We start from the raw sequence: 16,632 nt of genomic DNA on the forward strand, positions 1-16,632 counted from the left end.
GATGGCGGTAGGCGGACTCGGGCGCAGCGGACCCTTCCAGGTGGGGGACCGGGTGCAGTTGACCGACGCCAAGGGCCGCAAGTACACCGTGGTGCTCGAACCGGGCAAGGAGTTCCACACCCATCGCGGCGGGATCCTGCACGACGATCTGATCGGCACCGACGAGGGTGTGGTGGTCACCTCCACCAACGGCACCCCCTATCTGGCGTTGCGTCCGCTGCTCGTCGACTATGTGATGTCGATGCCGCGCGGTGCGCAGGTGATCTACCCGAAGGACGCCGCGCAGATCGTGCAGGAGGGCGACATCTTTCCCGGCGCGACGGTGCTCGAGGCCGGCGCCGGTTCCGGCGCGCTGACGTGTTCGCTGCTGCGCGCCGTCGGCGAGAGCGGCCGGGTGATCTCCTACGAGGTGCGCGAGGACCATCTCGAATACGCCGAGCGCAATGTCGACACCTTCTTCGGGCAGCGCCCGGCGAACTGGGCGACGGTGCTCGGGGACCTGGCGGACTACGACGTCGAGAAGTACGGCCGCGTCGACCGGGTGGTGCTGGACATGCTCGCCCCCTGGGATGTGCTCGAGACGGTGAAGAAGGCGCTGGTGCCCGGCGGGGTGCTCATCGTCTATGTGGCGACGACGACGCAGCTGTCGCGGGTGGTCGAGGCGATGCGGGAGCAGACCTGCTGGACCGAGCCGCGTTCGTGGGAGTCGATGGTGCGCGGCTGGCACGTGGTGGGGCTGGCGGTGCGGCCGGAGCATCGGATGCAGGGGCACACGGCGTTCCTGGTCAGTGCCCGGCGCCTGCAGGACGGGGTGGAGACCCCGAAGCCGCAGCGCCGGCCCAGCAAGGGCTGAGCCGACGCCGACCCACAGGGGTTATTCGCAGCTGAGCGTGCCCGCGGCCAGGATCGAGCAGGCGCTCTCGTCGGCGATGACCCAGGTGCCGTCGATCTGCTCGAAGGTCAGCGGCATCGGGGCGCCGCCGTGCGGGCCGGCGACCTCGGTGGTCGCGGTGACGGTGTCGGCGTCGACCGTGGTGATCTCGCCGACGGTGCCGGTGAGCGGGTAACCGGCGAGCACACCGGTGAACTGATCGAGCACGGCGGTGCGCGCGGTGCCGTTCTCCACGACCGCGGCACGGTCCTCGGTGGTGGCGGCCGGGTCGAAGAACACGTCGATCTGTTCCTGCAGTTGCTCGACGGTGACCGCGGCGGTCACGGTGGTGCTGGTGGTCGTCGTTGCGCTGGTCGTGGCAGCGGTGTCGTCGCCGGCGTCGTCGGAGCTGCAGCCGGTCAGGGCGGTGAGGGCGGCGATCGCGGTGGCGGCGCAGAGTGTGCGAACTGGACGTGGGGTCACGGAGGAGTACCTTTCGAGAGAAACGGTCGACGCACGATATTTAGGGGAGCCTAACAGCGTGCCGGAGGTGCGGCGCCATGGCGCGCCCCACGCGCGACACATGTTCGGAACACGACTGTTTCGTGTCCTCCCCCATGTGGGGCGATGTCCCGGTAGCGTGGAATGACCGACAGTGGAGGGAGTCGCTATGAGCTCGTCAGAGAAGCCGGATGCGGTTGCGGCGGCACGCGAAATCGAAGAGTTGCGCGCAGAGGTGGCGACCTTGCGTCGTCGGCTCGGCGAACCGTCCGATCAGGTACGCGACCTCGAAGCCCGGCTCGAGTCCCTCACGGTCCGCAACGGCAAACTGCTCGAGACCCTCAAGGATGCGCGCCAGCAGCTGATCACGCTGCGCGAGGAGGTCGACCGGCTGGCCCAGCCGCCGAGCGGCTACGGGGGGCTGCTCGAGACGTTCGACGATCAGACCGTCGACGTGTTCACCTCGGGCCGCAAGATGCGGGTCGCGGTGTCCCCGAATCTCGAACTCGACACCTTCCGGCCCGGTCAGACGGTGCGGCTGAACGAGGCGTTGACCGTCGTGGAGGTCGGTGGTTTCGAACGCGTCGGCGAGATCACCACCCTGCGGGAGGTGCTCGACGACGGCACCCGCGCGCTGGTGGTCGGGCACGCCGACGAGGAACGCATCGTGTGGCTGGCCGCCCCGCTCGCCGCGGCCGCCGCCGACGACAAGACCGATCTGCTCGTCGACGACGAGAACTCGTTCACGCTGCGCCCCGGTGATTCGTTGCTGGTCGACAGCAAGGCCGGCTACGCCTTCGAACGGATCCCCAAGGCCGAGGTCGAGGATCTCGTGCTCGAGGAGGTCCCGGACGTCGGCTACAGCGACATCGGCGGTCTGGGCCGGCAGATCGAGCAGATTCGCGACGCGGTGGAGCTGCCCTTCCTGCACAAGGACCTGTTCCGCGAGTACTCGCTGCGCCCGCCGAAGGGTGTGTTGCTGTACGGCCCGCCCGGTTGCGGTAAGACCCTGATCGCGAAGGCGGTCGCGAACTCGCTGGCGAAGAAGATCGCCGAGGCCCGCGGGGACGATTCGAAGGAAGCGAAGTCGTTCTTCCTGAACATCAAGGGCCCGGAGCTGCTGAACAAGTTCGTCGGTGAGACCGAACGGCACATCCGGTTGATCTTCCAGCGGGCCAGGGAGAAGGCGTCCGAGGGCACCCCGGTGATCGTGTTCTTCGACGAGATGGATTCGATCTTCCGCACCCGCGGTTCCGGTGTGTCCTCCGATGTGGAGACCACGGTGGTGCCGCAGCTGCTCGCCGAGATCGACGGTGTCGAAGGGCTCGAGAACGTCATCGTCATCGGCGCGTCGAACCGTGAGGACATGATCGACCCGGCGATCCTGCGGCCCGGCCGCCTCGACGTGAAGATCAAGATCGAGCGTCCGGACGCGGAGGCCGCGCAGGACATCTTCTCGAAGTACCTGACCGAGAGCCTGCCGGTGCACGCCGACGATCTCGCCGAGTTCGGCGGCGATCGGGTCGCGTGCGTGCGGGCGATGATCGAGCGGGTCGTCGAGCGGATGTACGCCGAGTCCGAGGACAACCGTTTCCTCGAGGTCACCTACGCCAACGGCGACAAGGAGGTCCTGTACTTCAAGGACTTCAACTCCGGCGCGATGATCCAGAACATCGTCGACCGGGCGAAGAAGTATGCGATCAAGTCGGTGCTCGAGACCGGGGCGCCCGGTCTGCGGGTGCAGCACCTGCTCGATTCGATCGTCGACGAGTTCGCCGAGAACGAGGACCTGCCCAACACCACGAATCCGGACGACTGGGCCCGGATCTCGGGGAAGAAGGGCGAGCGGATCGTGTACATCCGCACCCTGGTCACCGGCAAGAACGCCAGCGCGAGCCGCGCGATCGACACCGAGTCGAACACCGGCCAGTACCTGTAGGAATCGACCCGCGACAATCGATCCGCGACGGCCGGGCCTTCCCTCCTCCGGAAGGTCCGGCCGTCGCGGCCTATCCAGGGGGAGACCGACCGTGCCGTTGCCGCCCACCCTGGCCCGGTTCGACAAGATCGTCACCAACCGGGTCACCACCCCGTTCGCGCAGCTGCTGCCGGGCACCGCGGTGGTCGAGCATCGCGGGCGCCGCTCGGGCCGGGTGTTCCGCACCCCGGTGCTGCTGTTCACCGTCGGTGACGATCTGCGGATCGCGTTGACCTACGGCGCCGACACCGATTGGGTGCGCAACGTGTGCGCCGCCGGCGAGGCGGTGGTGCACACCCGGGGCAGGGCGATCCCGGTGCGCGACCCGCGACTCGGGACCGATCCGCAGGCGAGCTGGGCGCCGCTGCCGGTGCGGGTGGCGCTGCAGGCGATCGGGCCGCACGGCTATCTGGACTGCACCCCGCAGCCGCACCGCTGACCGGTGGCGGGGCTGGTCACGACCGTGAGCGTCCGGATCGCCTAGGCTCGAGGGCATGCAGCGGATCATCGGTATCGAGGTCGAGTACGGGATCTCCTCACCCAACGAGCCATCGGCGAACCCGATCCTGACCTCCACGCAGGCGGTGCTGGCCTACGCGGCCGCCGAAGGGGTGCCGCGCGCCCGCCGCACCCGCTGGGACTACGAGGTCGAATCGCCCCTGCGCGACGCGCGGGGCTTCGATCTGGGGCGGTTCAACGGCCCGGCCCCGGTCATCGACGCCGACGAGGTCGGTGCCGCGAACATGATCCTCACCAACGGGGCGCGCCTGTACGTCGACCACGCCCACCCCGAATACTCCGCCCCGGAGGTCGCCGACCCCCTCGACGCGGTGATCTGGGACAAGGCCGGGGAACGGGTGATGGAGGCCGCCGCCCGGCACGCGTCGAGTGTGCCCGGCGCGCCGCGACTGCAGCTGTACAAGAACAATGTCGACGGCAAGGGCGCCTCCTACGGCACCCACGAGAACTACCTGATGGACCGGGAGACCCCGTTCTCCGCGGTGGTCGCGGGCCTGACCCCGTTCTTCGTCTCCCGGCAGGTCATCACCGGCTCCGGCCGGGTCGGGATCGGCCAGTCCGGTGACGAGCCCGGTTTCCAGCTCTCGCAGCGCGCCGACTACATCGAGGTCGAGGTCGGTCTCGAGACCACCCTCAAGCGCGGCATCATCAACACCCGCGACGAGCCGCACGCCGACGCCGACAAGTACCGGCGCCTGCACGTGATCATCGGCGATGCGAATCTGGCGGAGATGTCCACCTACCTCAAGGTCGGCACCACCGCGCTGGTGCTCGACCTGATCGAGGCCGGCATCGACCTGTCGGATCTGCAGCTCGCCCGCCCGGTCACCGCGGTGCACCACATCAGCCACGACCCGTCGCTGCGCAAGACCGTCGCGCTCGCCGACGGCCGGGAGCTGACAGGTCTGGCGCTGCAGCGGATCTACCACGAGCGGGTCGCGAAGTTCCACGACGGCACCGAGGACAAGCGGATCCTCGACATCCTCGACAAGTGGGCGATGGTGCTCGATCTGCTCGAACGCGACCCGATGGAATGCGCCGACCTGCTGGACTGGCCCGCGAAGCTGCGGCTGCTCGAGGGCTTCCGCAACCGCGAGGGACTGTCCTGGTCGGCGCCGCGCCTGCACATGGTCGACCTGCAGTACTCGGATGTGCGCCTGGACAAGGGCCTGTACAACCGCCTCGTGGCCCGCGGGTCGATGCAGCGGCTGGTGTCCGAGCAGCAGGTCCTCGATGCGGTGCACACCCCGCCTTCGGACACCCGCGCCTACTTCCGCGGTGAGTGCCTGCGCCGTTTCGGTGCCGATATCGCGGCGGCGAGCTGGGATTCGGTGATCTTCGATCTCGGTCGCGAATCGCTGGTGCGCATCCCGACGCTCGAGCCGCTGCGTGGCAGCCGCGCGCATGTCGGGGAGCTGCTCGAGACTGCGCAGTCGGCGGCGGAACTGGTCGATCAGCTCACTCACTGACCACCCCTCCCGGCGGAGGGCGGTGGCCGGATCACAGGCCGCGAGTACGCGTGTCGCCACCGGTGGACCGGTTCGCTGGGTAGGGTAGGAGTTCGAAGCAGCGGTGACCACACCGATCGTCGACCGGTGACGGTTCCGCGCCGAGTACAGGAGGAGGTCGGCGGCTATGGCACAGGAGCAGACCACACGCGGTGGCGGCGGAGACGACGACGAGGTCGTCGGTGACGGCGGTGCCGGTCAGGAGCGTCGCGAGAAGCTCGCCTCGGACACCGACGATCTTCTCGACGAGATCGACGACGTGCTCGAGGAGAACGCAGAGGACTTCGTGCGGGCATATGTGCAGAAAGGTGGCCAGTGACAGCCGAACGATCCTCTCTTCCCTACCGCGAGGTGCAGCCGAAGCTGCACCTCGCGTCGCCCTTGTCGTCGTTCTCCGACCACCTGCGGATGCACGCCCCGGAGATGCTGCCGGAGAACCGGTTCCGATTCGAACGAGGTGACCACGTGGACCTCGCCCCGCACGGCACCACCATCGTGGCGCTGACCTTCGACGGGGGTGTGCTCATCGCCGGCGACCGGCGCGCGACCATGGGTAACCTGATCGCCTCCCGCGATGTCGACAAGGTGTTCATCACCGACAACTATTCGGCGGCCGGCATCGCCGGCACCGCGGGTCTGGCGATCGAGCTCGTGCGACTGTTCGCGGTCGAACTCGAGCACTACGAGAAGATCGAAGGTGTGCCGCTGACCTTCGACGGCAAGGCCAATCGGCTCTCGTCGATGGTGCGCGGCAATCTCGGTGCGGCCATGCAGGGCTTGGCCGTGGTGCCGTTGCTGGTCGGTTTCGACCTCGACGCGTCCGATGCGCACCGCGCCGGGCGGATCGTGTCCTACGACGTGGTCGGGGGCCGCTACGAGGAACGCGCCGGCTACCACGCGGTCGGCTCCGGATCGTTGTTCGCCCGCTCGTCGCTCAAGAAGCTCTACCGCGCCGATGCCGACGAGCAGAGCGCGCTGCGCAGCGCCGTCGAGGCGCTGTACGACGCGGCCGACGACGACACCGCCACCGGTGGTCCCGACACCACCCGCGGGATCTACCCGACGGCGGTGGTGATCACCGCGGCCGGGGCCGTGGCCGTCGCGGAGGAAACCCTGTCCGAGCTGGCCCGCACCATCGTGGCCGACCGCACCGCAGGAGATGCCCGGTGACACTTCCGTACTATGCGTCCGCCGAGCAGATCATGCGCGATCGCTCGGAGCTGGCCCGTAAGGGCATCGCCCGCGGCCGGTCGGTGATCGCGTTGACCTACGCCGGCGGTGTGCTGCTGGTGGCGGAGAATCCGTCGAAGGCGCTGCACAAGATCAGCGAACTGTACGACCGGGTCGGTTTCGCGGCCGTCGGCAAGTACAACGAGTTCGAGAATCTGCGGCGCGCCGGGATCATGCACGCCGACATGCGCGGCTACTCCTACGACCGGCGGGACGTGACCGGGCGGGCACTGGCGAACGCCTACGCGCAGACCCTCGGCACCATCTTCACCGAGCAGCCCAAGCCGTACGAGGTGGAGATCTGCGTCGCCGAGGTCGGGCGCGCCGACACCGACGACGGCCCGCAGCTGTACCGCATCACCTACGACGGCTCGATCGTCGACGAACCGCAGTTCGTGGTGATGGGCGGCAACACCGAACCGATCATCACCGCGCTGCGCTCGTCGTACAAGCCGGGTCTGCCGCTCGACGAGGCGGTCGCCGTGGCGGTGACCGCGCTGCAGCAGCCCGCCACCGCCGACGCGGCGCCGCGGGTGCTCGGCCGCGGGGAACTCGAGGTCGCGGTGCTCGAGAAGCAGCGGCCGCGCCGTGCCTTCCGGCGCATCTCGGGGGCGGCGCTCGACGCGCTGCTGCCCAGCAGTTCTGCTCAGGCGGCGCCGTCGGAGGCGCCCGAGTCGGGGTCCGACACCGCTTCCGGGTCCGACACCGCGACCGGTTCGGAGACCGAGTCCGGTCCCGACGCGGGCTGATCCACCGCGAGCCGATAGACCGTCAACGCCGACGGCACCACCTCGAAGTCGAAACCGGTGCCGTCGGCGAGGACCTCCCCGTCGGTGGCCAACGCCACCGGATCCCCGATGACCTCCACCGTCAGGCCCGGGCTGTGCCGCTGCCGATACATCGGTGACGCGCCGAGGGTGCCGGTCGCCGCAGCGAGGAGCAGCCGCAACCGCGAGAACCGGCTCTCGGCCGGCAGATACCGCACGTCGAGGGTGCCCGGATCCAGATGCGCCCGGGACATCGGCACCTGATCTGCCGGGGTGTAGCGGCCGTTGCCGACGAACAGCAACCACACCGCCCGCCCCGCCCCGTCGATGCGGACCGGCATCGGGCTCGCCGTGCGCAGCACCGCGAGCATCGCCAACCCCGCCGCCGGCCACTTGCCGATCCGCGGTTCCCAGTGCTGCCGCAACCGCACCGCATCCGGATAGCCACCGAGGCTGGCGGTGTTGACGAACCGCCGCACCGTGCGCCCGTCCGGCCCGGTCACCGTCACCTGCCCGAGCCCGACGGCCACCGCCTGCCCGGCGGTGACCGCCCGCACCGTCTCCTCCAGATCCACCACGCCGAGATCGAGCGCGAAATGGTTGAGGGTGCCGCCGGGGAACACCGCCACCGGCAGCCGCGCGTCGACGGCGACGTCGAGCACCGCCGCGACGGTGCCGTCCCCGCCGCACACCCCCACCGCCTGCGGCCGATATTCGGTCAGCAGACGTTCCGACTGCTCCGCCGGATCACCGTCGGGATCCAGATCGACGCGACGCACCCTCGGCAGCGCGGCGGTGACCCGCGCGGCGATCTCCTCGGCGGTCCCGGCATCGCGGTTGACCACCAGCAGCATTCCGTCGCCGCCGGGCAGGGCGGGCGCGGCCGCCGCGACCTGCACGGTCGCCGGTTCGCGGCTGCGCACCGCCCACCAGCGGCGCGTCGACCACGCCACCGTCGCCCCGACCGCGGCGCCGACGACGACGTCGCCGGGCCAGTGCACGCCGGTGTGCACCCGCGAATAGGCCACCGCCGCGGCCAGCGGCGCCAGAACCGCCCCAGCCGCAGGGGATTCGAGCACCACCCCGGTCGCGAACGCCGCCGCCGACGCGGCGTGCCCGGACGGGAACGACGACGAGCGGGGGATCGGCACCGTGCGGCGCCGAAACTTCGGGTCGGTGCGCGCCGGGGGCCGGCGGCGCGGCAACAGCGGTTTGAGCAGCCCGTTGGTCAAGGCGCTGGCCCCGGCCACCGACAGCAGACCCCGCACCGCCCCGCGGCGGGCGTGACCGCCGGCGGTGGCGCACACCGCGGCGCACGCCACCCACAGCACACTGTGGTTGGCGGCGCGTCCGAGGTCGCGCAGCAGCGGGTCGGCGGGGGACGCGCGCAGCGCCCCGGAGCGCTCGAACAGGGCCCGGTCGGCGGTGCGGTAACGCTCGCGGATGAACACACCTCGACCGTAGATGTCGTTGCGACCCATGGGGGTCGGGTTCGCGCGGTACTGTCGAGGTGTGCAGCGACGAATCATGGGTATCGAGACGGAGTTCGGCGTCACGTGTACCTTCCACGGGCATCGTCGGTTGAGCCCCGACGAGGTGGCCCGCTATCTGTTCCGCCGGGTGGTGTCCTGGGGGCGTAGTTCGAACGTCTTCCTGCGGAACGGGGCGCGACTGTATCTCGATGTCGGCTCGCACCCCGAGTACGCCACCGCCGAGTGCGACGACCTGCTCCAGCTCGTCGAGCACGACCATGCCGGTGAGCGGGTCCTCGAGGAACTGCTCATCGACGCCGAGCAGCGTCTCGCCGAGGAAGGCATCGGCGGCGACATCTTCCTGTTCAAGAACAACACCGACTCGGCGGGCAACTCCTACGGCTGCCACGAGAACTATCTCGTCGCCCGCGTCGGCGAGTTCTCCCGCATCTCCGATGTGCTGCTGCCCTTCCTGGTGACCCGCCAGCTGATCTGCGGCGCCGGGAAGGTGCTGCAGACCCCCAAGGCCGCTACCTTCTGCCTGTCGCAACGCGCCGAGCACATCTGGGAGGGTGTCTCGTCGGCGACCACCCGGTCGCGGCCGATCATCAACACCCGCGACGAGCCGCACGCCGACGCCGAGAAGTACCGGCGCCTGCACGTGATCGTCGGGGACTCGAACATGTCCGAGACCACCACCATGCTCAAGGTGGGGTCGGCGGCGCTGGTGCTCGAGATGATCGAGGCCGGGGTGCCGTTCCGGGACTTCGCGCTCGACAACCCGATCCGCGCCATCCGCGAGGTCTCCCACGACCTGACGGGCCGGCGCCCGGTGCGCCTGGCCGGCGGCCGGCAGGCCAGCGCCCTGGACATCCAGCGCGAATACCACGCGCGGGCGGTGGAATATCTGCACCAGCGCGAACCCGACCCGCACGTCGCGCAGGTGGTGGACCTGTGGGGCCGCGTCCTCGACGCCGTCGAATCGCAGGACTTCGCGAAGGTCGACACCGAGATCGACTGGGTGATCAAGCGCAAGCTGTTCCAGCGCTACCAGGACCGCTACAACATGGAGCTGTCCGACCCGAAGATCGCCCAGCTCGACCTGGCCTATCACGACATCAAACGCGGACGCGGTGTGTTCGACCTGCTGCAACGCAAGGGACTGGCGGCGCGGGTGACCGACGACGAGTCCGTCGACGCCGCGGTGAACCCCCCGCCGCAGACCACCCGCGCGAAGCTGCGCGGTGATTTCATCGCCGCCGCGCAGGCCGCGGGCCGCGATTTCACCGTCGACTGGGTGCATCTGAAGCTCAACGACCAGGCGCAGCGCACCGTGTTGTGCAAGGACCCGTTCCGGTCCGTGGACGAACGCGTCGAACGGCTCATCGCCTCCATGTGAGTACCGCCGTCCATCGGAGCGGCCCGTCCGGTCCGCTCCGATGGACGGTGATGCGGTGCCGGCGGCGCGCGGGCACTAGGGTTGGCGCGTGGCGATCTCGAAAGTCGAACGGCTGGTGAACCTGGTCATCGCGCTGCTGTCCACCCGACAGTTCGTGACCGCGGAGAAGATCCGTGCCTCGGTGGCCGGCTACTCCGAATGCGCGAGCGACGAGGCGTTCAGCCGCATGTTCGAGCGGGACAAGAACGAACTGCGCGATCTCGGGGTGCCCCTCGAGACGGGCCGGCCGTCGCGGTCGTCGACGGTGGAGGGCTACCGCATCAACCGCGACGCCTACGAACTGCCCGAGATCGACCTCACCCGCGAGGAGACCGCCGCCGTGGCCGTCGCCGCCGCGCTGTGGGAATCGCCGGAGCTGACCGCCGCGGCGCAGGGTGCGGTGCTCAAGCTGCGCGCCGCCGGGATCCGTGTCGACTCCGACGGCGGGGAGGTCGTCGCGCCGCTGCCGCCGCGCGCCCGCGGTTCCGAACCCGCGTTGACGGCGTTGCTCGCCGCGATCGACGCGCGCCGCGCGGTGCGGTTCACCCACCGCAGTTCCCCCACCGAGCCGTGGTCGACGCGCACCGTCGAACCGTGGGGTGTGGTCACCGTGCACGGCCGCTGGTATCTCGTCGGCCACGACCGCGACCGCGACGCCGTGCGCACCTTCCGGCTCTCGCGCATCGGCGACGAGATCACCGCGATCGGCCCAGAGGGGGCGGTGCAGATCCCGGAGGGCGTGGATCTGCGGGGGCGGGTGCTCGCCGCGACCTCCCCGGCGGAGGTCAGCGGATCGGCACGCCTGTGGGTGGCCGATGGACGCGCGTGGGAGCTACGCCGGCTCGGACGGACCGGCGCGGCACGGCGGATCGGAGACCGCGACGGGGTGGAACTCGAGGTGCCGGTGCGCTCGTGGGAATGGATCGCCCGGATCGTCGCCGGGCAGGGCGCGGACGCGTTGGTGCTCGACCCACCGGAGTTACGGGCCGAGGTGCACCGCATCCTCGAACAGGCGGTCACGGATGCGGGGGAGGAGGAGCGATGAGCACACGACTGTCGGCGCGACTGGGACGACTGCTCAATCTCGTGCCCTACTTCCTGGCGCACCCGGGGATCAGCGCGGCCGAGGCCGCCCGCGATCTCGGGGTCACGCCCAAGCAGGTGATGGACGATCTGAACCAGCTGTGGGTGTGCGGCCTGCCCGGCTACGGACCCGGTGATCTGATCGACCTGTCGTTCTCCGAGGACAGCATCGTGGTGACCTTCACCGCCGGCATCGAACGACCCCTGCGGTTGACCTCCACCGAGGCCACCGCGCTGCTCGTGGCGCTGCGGTCGCTGCAGGAGATGCCCGGCGTCGTCGACCCGTCCGCGGCGCAGTCGGCGATCGCGAAGATCGAGGCGGCCGCCGGGACCGCCACCACCGACACCGCCACCGCGGCGACTGCCGAGCCTGATCCGGAGGCAGCCGGGGACTCCGACGCCGCCGGACAGGTGCGGGCCGCGGTGCGCGACGGGCGCGCCGTGCACCTGACCTACTATTCGGCTTCCCGCGACACCGTCTCCGAACGCGACGTCGACCCGATCCGCATCGTCATCATCGACGAACACGCCTACCTGCAGGCGTGGTGCCGCAGCGCCGAAGGAGTGCGGCTGTTCCGCTTCGACCGCATCGACGCCGCCACCGTGCTCGACGAGCCGACGCGACCGCCGCACCGGGCGATCACCGACGACGAGCACCTCGAACTGTTCGAGGGCGACCCGTCGCTGCCCGCCGCGCGGTTGCGCATCGCCCCGTCGTATACCTGGCTGCTCGACTACTACCCGCTCACCGACGTGCAGGTGCTTTCCGACGGCAGGTGCGAGGCGTCGATGCGGTACGCGTCGCCGGGGTGGATGGCGCGGCTGCTCGTCGGTCTCGGCGCCGGGGTGCAGGTGCTCGACCCACCGGAGTTGCGGGCCGCGGTGCGGGCGCGGGCCGAGGCGGCGCTGGCCGCCTACGCCGAGCTCGACGGGGAGAACCCGGCCCGCGGCGCGGGTCCGACACCGTGACGGTCACGTTGTGAAACATCTGTGTGAACCCTCCGCGAATTGTGGGTGGATACACCGGCGCGAAGGCTCGGGCTGTGCTCGAGGTCCGGTAGCATCGATCGGAGCCGATCAGTGGAGGTTGTTGTAAATGGGTGCAATGAGCCCCTGGCACTGGGCCATCGTGGCGCTGGTGGTCGTGATTCTCTTCGGTTCGAAGAAGCTGCCCGACGCCGCGCGCGGTCTCGGTCGTTCGCTCCGGATCTTCAAGAGCGAGGTCAAGGAGATGCAGAACGACGACGCCCGGGCGTCCACGCCGCAGCCGGCGCCGAATCCGTTGCCGGCCGCGCAGCCGACAGCCGATCCCGCCGCGCCGAACACGCACACCGAACCGCGGTCTGCCTGACCGACGTTCATCCTGCCGGGGCGCCCACCACGGGTGTCCCGGCGTTCCGCTGACCCCGGCACGCCCGCACGCCGGTGGTCTCGACAGGAGCTGAGAACCGCACCGTGCGCATCCCGTTCGATCCGCGCCGAAGCCGGCGCAAGACCAATCCCGACGGCACCATGTCGCTGGTCGAGCACCTGTACGAATTGCGCACGCGTCTGCTGATCGCTCTCGCTGCGATCGTGCTCACCACCATCCTCGGATTCGTCTGGTACAGCCGCAGCCTGTTCGGCCTCGACAGCCTCGGGGAGATCCTGCGCGGCCCCTACTGCGATCTGCCCGCCTCGGCCCGCGCCGACCTGAGCAACGACGGGGCGTGCCGACTGCTCGCCACCGGACCGTTCGAGCAGTTCATGCTGCGCCTGAAGGTCGCCGCGACCGCCGGCATCGTCATGGCGTGCCCGATCTGGCTGTACCAACTGTGGGCGTTCGTCACCCCCGGCCTGTACCGCAAGGAACGCCGCTACGCGATCGGCTTCGTCACCTGCGGGGCGGCGCTGTTCGTCACCGGCGCGGTACTGGCCTATCTGGTGATCTCCCACGCGTTGTCGTTCCTGCTGTCCGTCGGCAACGACGTGCAGGTCACCGCCCTGTCGGGCGCCGAATACTTCGGGTTCCTCATCAACCTGCTGGTGATCTTCGGGGTGTCCTTCGAGATCCCGCTGGTGATCGTCGCGCTCAACGGCGTCGGGGTGCTGCCCTACGCCAAGCTCAAGGCGTGGCGGCGCGGGCTGATCATGGCGGTGTTCGTCTTCGCCGCCATCGCCACCCCCGGCCAGGATCCGTTCTCCATGCTCGCCCTGGCGTTGGCGCTCACGCTGCTCGTGGAGTTCGCCATCCAGATCGCCCGGCTGACCGACCGGCGCCGCGCCCGCAAGGCCCGCGCCGAGGGCTGGGCCGATCTCGACGACGACGAGGGTTCGACGATCCCGGCCCCGAGCCCGGTGGAGCCGGCAGCGCCGACGGCGCCCACCGACACCGTACGGACCGATCCGGCCCGCACCGACTACTCCGACACCCTGTGACCGGCGACCCCACTCCCGGCCCTGCCGGTAACGACGAGACCGGCACCGCGCCGCTCGTCCCCACCCCGCAGCTCGCGGAGTTCGCCACCGGCCTCGGATTCCCGCTCGATCCGTTCCAGATCGAGGCGTGCCGCGCCCTCGAGGGTGGGCATTCGGTGCTGGTGTGCGCCCCCACCGGCGCCGGCAAGACCGTCGTCGGCGAGTTCGCGGTGTATCTGGCGCTGCAGGGCGGTTCCAAGTGCTTCTACACCACCCCGATCAAGGCGCTGAGCAACCAGAAGTACGCCGATCTGTGTGCCCGGCACGGCCGGGACTCGGTGGGTCTGCTCACCGGCGACCAGTCCATCAACTCCGATGCGCCGGTGGTGGTGATGACCACCGAGGTGCTGCGCAACATGATCTACGCGTCGTCCACCGCCCTGATCGGGCTCACCCACGTGGTGATGGACGAGGTGCACTTCCTCGCCGACCGGTTCCGCGGCGCCGTGTGGGAAGAGGTGATCCTGCACCTGCCGGAGGACGTGCGGCTGGCGTCGCTGTCGGCGACCGTGTCGAACGCCGAGGAGTTCGGCGACTGGATGACCACGGTGCGCGGCGACACCACCGTCGTCGTCGACGAGGTGCGGCCCATCCCGCTGCACCAGCACATGATGCTCGGCTCCCGCATCTACGACCTGTTCGACCGCCGCGCCGACACCGACACCGCCCCGACCCGGCGGCGCCGCGACATCGTCGTCAACCCGGAGCTGGCGTCGGCGGTGCGGCAACGGCAGAGTCTGTCCGGGATGGACCGCTGGGGTGAACGCGGCCCCCGCTTCCGGCCGCCGCCGCGCCCGGAGGTCATCGTCCGTCTCGACCGCGACGGTCTGTTGCCGGCGATTACCTTCGTGTTCAGCCGCGCCGGTTGCGACGCCGCGGTGCAGCAGTGCCTGCGCTCGGGTCTGCACCTGACCGACGAGACCGAAGCCGCCGAGATCCGCCGGATCGTCGACGAGCACACCCGGGATCTGCCGCGCGGCGACCTCGAGGTCCTCGGCTACGCGTCGTGGCGCACCGCCCTCGAACGCGGCATCGCCGCCCACCACGCCGGGATGTTGCCGGCTTTCCGGCACACCGTCGAAGAGCTCTTCGTGCGGGGGCTGGTGCGGGCGGTGTTCGCCACCGAGACCCTCGCGCTGGGCATCAACATGCCGGCCCGCACCGTGGTGCTCGAAAAGCTCGTCAAGTTCAACGGCGACACCCACGCCGAGCTGACCCCCGGCGAGTACACGCAGCTGACCGGCCGGGCCGGGCGGCGCGGCATCGACGTCGAGGGCCACGCGGTGGTGCTGTGGCAGCCGGGCATCGAACCGGCGGCGGTCGCCGGGCTCGCCTCCACCCGCACCTTCCCGCTGCGCAGCTCGTTCCGCCCGTCCTACAACATGGCGGTCAACCTCATCGACGCCGTCGGGGTGGAGCGGTCGCGGGCGCTGCTGGAGATGTCCTTCGCCCAGTTCCAGGCCGACAAGTCGGTGGTCGGTCTCAAACGCGGCATCGACCGCAACGAGGCCACCCTCGCACAGCTGCGCGACCAACTCGGCGGTGAGGGCAGCGAGATCCTCGACTATCTGCGGTTGCGCGCCGAACTGACCGACGCCGAACGCGCCCACGAGCGGCGCGGCAAGCAGGATCGCCGGGCCGCGGCGGTGGCGTCGCTGGTGACACTGCGGCGCGGTGACATCATCGCCGTGCCCGCCGGTAAACACACCGGCCTGGCCGTGGTGGTGCTGCCGGACACCGACGCCGGCGATCCGCGGCCGCAGGTCGTCACCGCCGACGCGTGGTCCGGTCGCCTCTCCGCCGGGGACTTCCCGACCCCGGCGACGGTGCTGGGCACGCTGCGGCTGCCGCGGCACGTCGATCACCGCACCGGCCGTGGGCGCCGCGACATCGCGTCGGCGTTGCGGTCGAAGGGCCTCGTGCCGCCGCGCCGTCCCAAGCGCAGCACGTCCAAGGGCGACACCCGCGAGATCGACGCGTTGCGCCGCGAACTCAAGCACCATCCGGCTCGCAAGCACCCCGATCTGGACTCGCTGGCGCGTGCCGGGGAGCGCTACCACCGGTTGCTGCGCGAAACCCAGCAGCAGCGCCGCAAGGCCGCCGCGGCGACGGATTCGCTGGCGCGCACCTTCGAGCGGATCGTCGCGCTGCTCACCGAACGCGGCTATCTCACCGAGGGTGACGATCCGGCGACCACCGAGGCGGGGGAGCGGCTCGCCCGCATCTACACCGAATCGGATCTGCTGGTCGCCGAATGCGTGCGTCGCCGTGCCTGGGCGGGACTGTCCGCCGCCGAACTCGCGGCGGTCGCCTCGGCGGTGATCTACGAGTCGCGCACCGACGAACCGGTCACCGTCGTCGGGCCGACCGGCCCGATCCGGCACGCGCTGGCCGAAACCACCCGGATCTGCGACGGCTTGCGGGCCGACGAGATCCGGCACCGGCTGCCCCCGACCCGCGAACCGGATCTGGGTTTCGTCACCGCCGCCTACACCTGGGCGTCCACCGCGTCGCTGACCGAGGCGCTCGTCGCCGCGGAGGCCGCCGGCAAGGAACTTTCACCCGGAGATTTCGTGCGGTGGTGCCGGCAGCTGATCGATCTGCTCGACCAGATCCGCACCTGCGCGGACGATCCGGAACTCGCCCGCACCGCCGGCAAGGCGGTCGGGGCGGTGCGTCGCGGGGTCGTCGCCGTCGATCCCACCGCCGAATGACCCGGCCCCTGCGGGGTGTCCGGGACGCCCGGTAGGCGTGGATGCCCGCGGCGGGGGGACGCTACCGTATGGGCACACAACGGGAAGGGTGAGT

General features: G+C 70.2%; 15 protein-coding genes. 13 read left to right on the forward strand and 2 right to left on the reverse strand.

All coding sequences use genetic code 11. The features are described 5' to 3' along the window. Position 1 precedes the first annotated feature (1 nt). Positions 2-853: a tRNA (adenine-N1)-methyltransferase gene (locus IM25_RS17950; RefSeq protein WP_033098347.1), complete on the forward strand. Its 852-nt coding sequence runs from the start codon at positions 2-4 to the stop codon at positions 851-853. A 21-nt stretch (positions 854-874) separates the two neighbouring features. Here the strand turns inward: IM25_RS17950 and IM25_RS17955 are convergent, their stop codons facing one another. Next, the gene (locus IM25_RS17955; RefSeq protein ID WP_033098348.1) at positions 875-1,354 is read right to left on the reverse strand and encodes a hypothetical protein; all 480 of its coding nucleotides are present in this window, start codon (positions 1,352-1,354) and stop codon (positions 875-877) included. Positions 1,355-1,541: 187 nt separating this feature from the next. Here IM25_RS17955 and arc point away from each other — a divergent pair, with 187 nt between their 5' ends. From arc to prcA, 6 genes are all read left to right on the forward strand, one after another. Further along, entirely contained in the window at positions 1,542-3,311 is a 1,770-nt protein-coding gene (gene arc, locus IM25_RS17960) for a proteasome ATPase (RefSeq protein WP_065996215.1), read from the forward strand. A 91-nt stretch (positions 3,312-3,402) separates the two neighbouring features. Next, the gene (locus IM25_RS17965; protein ID WP_033098349.1) at positions 3,403-3,789 is read left to right on the forward strand and encodes a nitroreductase family deazaflavin-dependent oxidoreductase; all 387 of its coding nucleotides are present in this window, start codon (positions 3,403-3,405) and stop codon (positions 3,787-3,789) included. Between the two features lie 55 nt (positions 3,790-3,844). Then, positions 3,845-5,338 (forward strand): depupylase/deamidase Dop, encoded by a 1,494-nt coding sequence (dop, locus tag IM25_RS17970; protein WP_006552172.1) that lies wholly within the window; start codon positions 3,845-3,847, stop codon positions 5,336-5,338. Between the two features lie 166 nt (positions 5,339-5,504). Beyond that, on the forward strand, positions 5,505-5,696 hold the full coding sequence (locus IM25_RS17975; RefSeq protein ID WP_006552173.1) for a ubiquitin-like protein Pup: 192 nt from the start codon (positions 5,505-5,507) through the stop codon (positions 5,694-5,696). After that, a complete protein-coding gene (gene prcB / locus IM25_RS17980; RefSeq protein WP_006552174.1) occupies positions 5,693-6,547 on the forward strand; it encodes a proteasome subunit beta in 855 nt (284 codons plus the stop codon). Before IM25_RS17975 ends, prcB begins: the two co-directional genes overlap by 4 nt. Beyond that, positions 6,544-7,356: a proteasome subunit alpha gene (prcA, locus tag IM25_RS17985; RefSeq protein WP_033098350.1), complete on the forward strand. Its 813-nt coding sequence runs from the start codon at positions 6,544-6,546 to the stop codon at positions 7,354-7,356. The genes prcB and prcA overlap by 4 nt, the downstream gene beginning before the upstream one ends. Here prcA and IM25_RS17990 read toward each other — a convergent pair. Continuing rightward, on the reverse strand, positions 7,254-8,855 hold the full coding sequence (locus tag IM25_RS17990; RefSeq protein ID WP_052040143.1) for a bifunctional phosphatase PAP2/diacylglycerol kinase family protein: 1,602 nt from the start codon (positions 8,853-8,855) through the stop codon (positions 7,254-7,256). The two genes, prcA and IM25_RS17990, sit on opposite strands and share 103 nt — an antisense overlap. 31 nt (positions 8,856-8,886) lie before the next feature. Here IM25_RS17990 and pafA point away from each other — a divergent pair, with 31 nt between their 5' ends. From pafA to IM25_RS18020, 6 genes are all read left to right on the forward strand, one after another. Then, entirely contained in the window at positions 8,887-10,245 is a 1,359-nt protein-coding gene (pafA, locus tag IM25_RS17995) for a Pup--protein ligase (protein WP_157126964.1), read from the forward strand. Between the two features lie 88 nt (positions 10,246-10,333). Then, entirely contained in the window at positions 10,334-11,329 is a 996-nt protein-coding gene (locus IM25_RS18000) for a helix-turn-helix transcriptional regulator (RefSeq protein WP_006552178.1), read from the forward strand. Then, positions 11,326-12,336 carry a helix-turn-helix transcriptional regulator gene (locus IM25_RS18005; RefSeq protein WP_033098351.1) on the forward strand — a complete coding sequence of 337 codons (1,011 nt, stop codon included), beginning with the start codon at positions 11,326-11,328 and terminating at the stop codon, positions 12,334-12,336. Before IM25_RS18000 ends, IM25_RS18005 begins: the two co-directional genes overlap by 4 nt. A gap of 127 nt (positions 12,337-12,463) precedes the next feature. Beyond that, complete coding sequence (tatA, locus tag IM25_RS18010) at positions 12,464-12,718, forward strand: Sec-independent protein translocase subunit TatA (protein ID WP_033098352.1); 255 nt, start codon at positions 12,464-12,466, stop codon at positions 12,716-12,718. Positions 12,719-12,822: 104 nt separating this feature from the next. After that, a complete protein-coding gene (gene tatC / locus IM25_RS18015; protein ID WP_033098353.1) occupies positions 12,823-13,785 on the forward strand; it encodes a twin-arginine translocase subunit TatC in 963 nt (320 codons plus the stop codon). Further along, entirely contained in the window at positions 13,782-16,538 is a 2,757-nt protein-coding gene (locus tag IM25_RS18020) for a DEAD/DEAH box helicase (protein WP_033098354.1), read from the forward strand. The genes tatC and IM25_RS18020 overlap by 4 nt, the downstream gene beginning before the upstream one ends. Positions 16,539-16,632 lie beyond the last annotated feature (94 nt).

This window comes from Rhodococcus sp. p52 (assembly GCF_000763325.2).
Taxonomy (GTDB): domain Bacteria; phylum Actinomycetota; class Actinomycetes; order Mycobacteriales; family Mycobacteriaceae; genus Rhodococcus; species Rhodococcus pyridinivorans.

What these genes read in the sequence shown, in the direction of transcription:
- dop (WP_006552172.1), top strand. Translation starts at nt 3,845, where the DNA reads ATGCAGCGGATCATCGGTATCGAGGTCGAGTACGGGATCTCCTCACCC.
- IM25_RS18005 (WP_033098351.1), top strand. Translation starts at nt 11,326, where the DNA reads ATGAGCACACGACTGTCGGCGCGACTGGGACGACTGCTCAATCTCGTG.
- IM25_RS17950 (WP_033098347.1), top strand. Translation starts at nt 2, where the DNA reads ATGGCGGTAGGCGGACTCGGGCGCAGCGGACCCTTCCAGGTGGGGGAC.
- arc (WP_065996215.1), top strand. Translation starts at nt 1,542, where the DNA reads ATGAGCTCGTCAGAGAAGCCGGATGCGGTTGCGGCGGCACGCGAAATC.
- tatA (WP_033098352.1), top strand. Translation starts at nt 12,464, where the DNA reads ATGGGTGCAATGAGCCCCTGGCACTGGGCCATCGTGGCGCTGGTGGTC.
- IM25_RS17975 (WP_006552173.1), top strand. Translation starts at nt 5,505, where the DNA reads ATGGCACAGGAGCAGACCACACGCGGTGGCGGCGGAGACGACGACGAG.
- IM25_RS17990 (WP_052040143.1), bottom strand. Translation starts at nt 8,855, where the DNA reads ATGGGTCGCAACGACATCTACGGTCGAGGTGTGTTCATCCGCGAGCGT.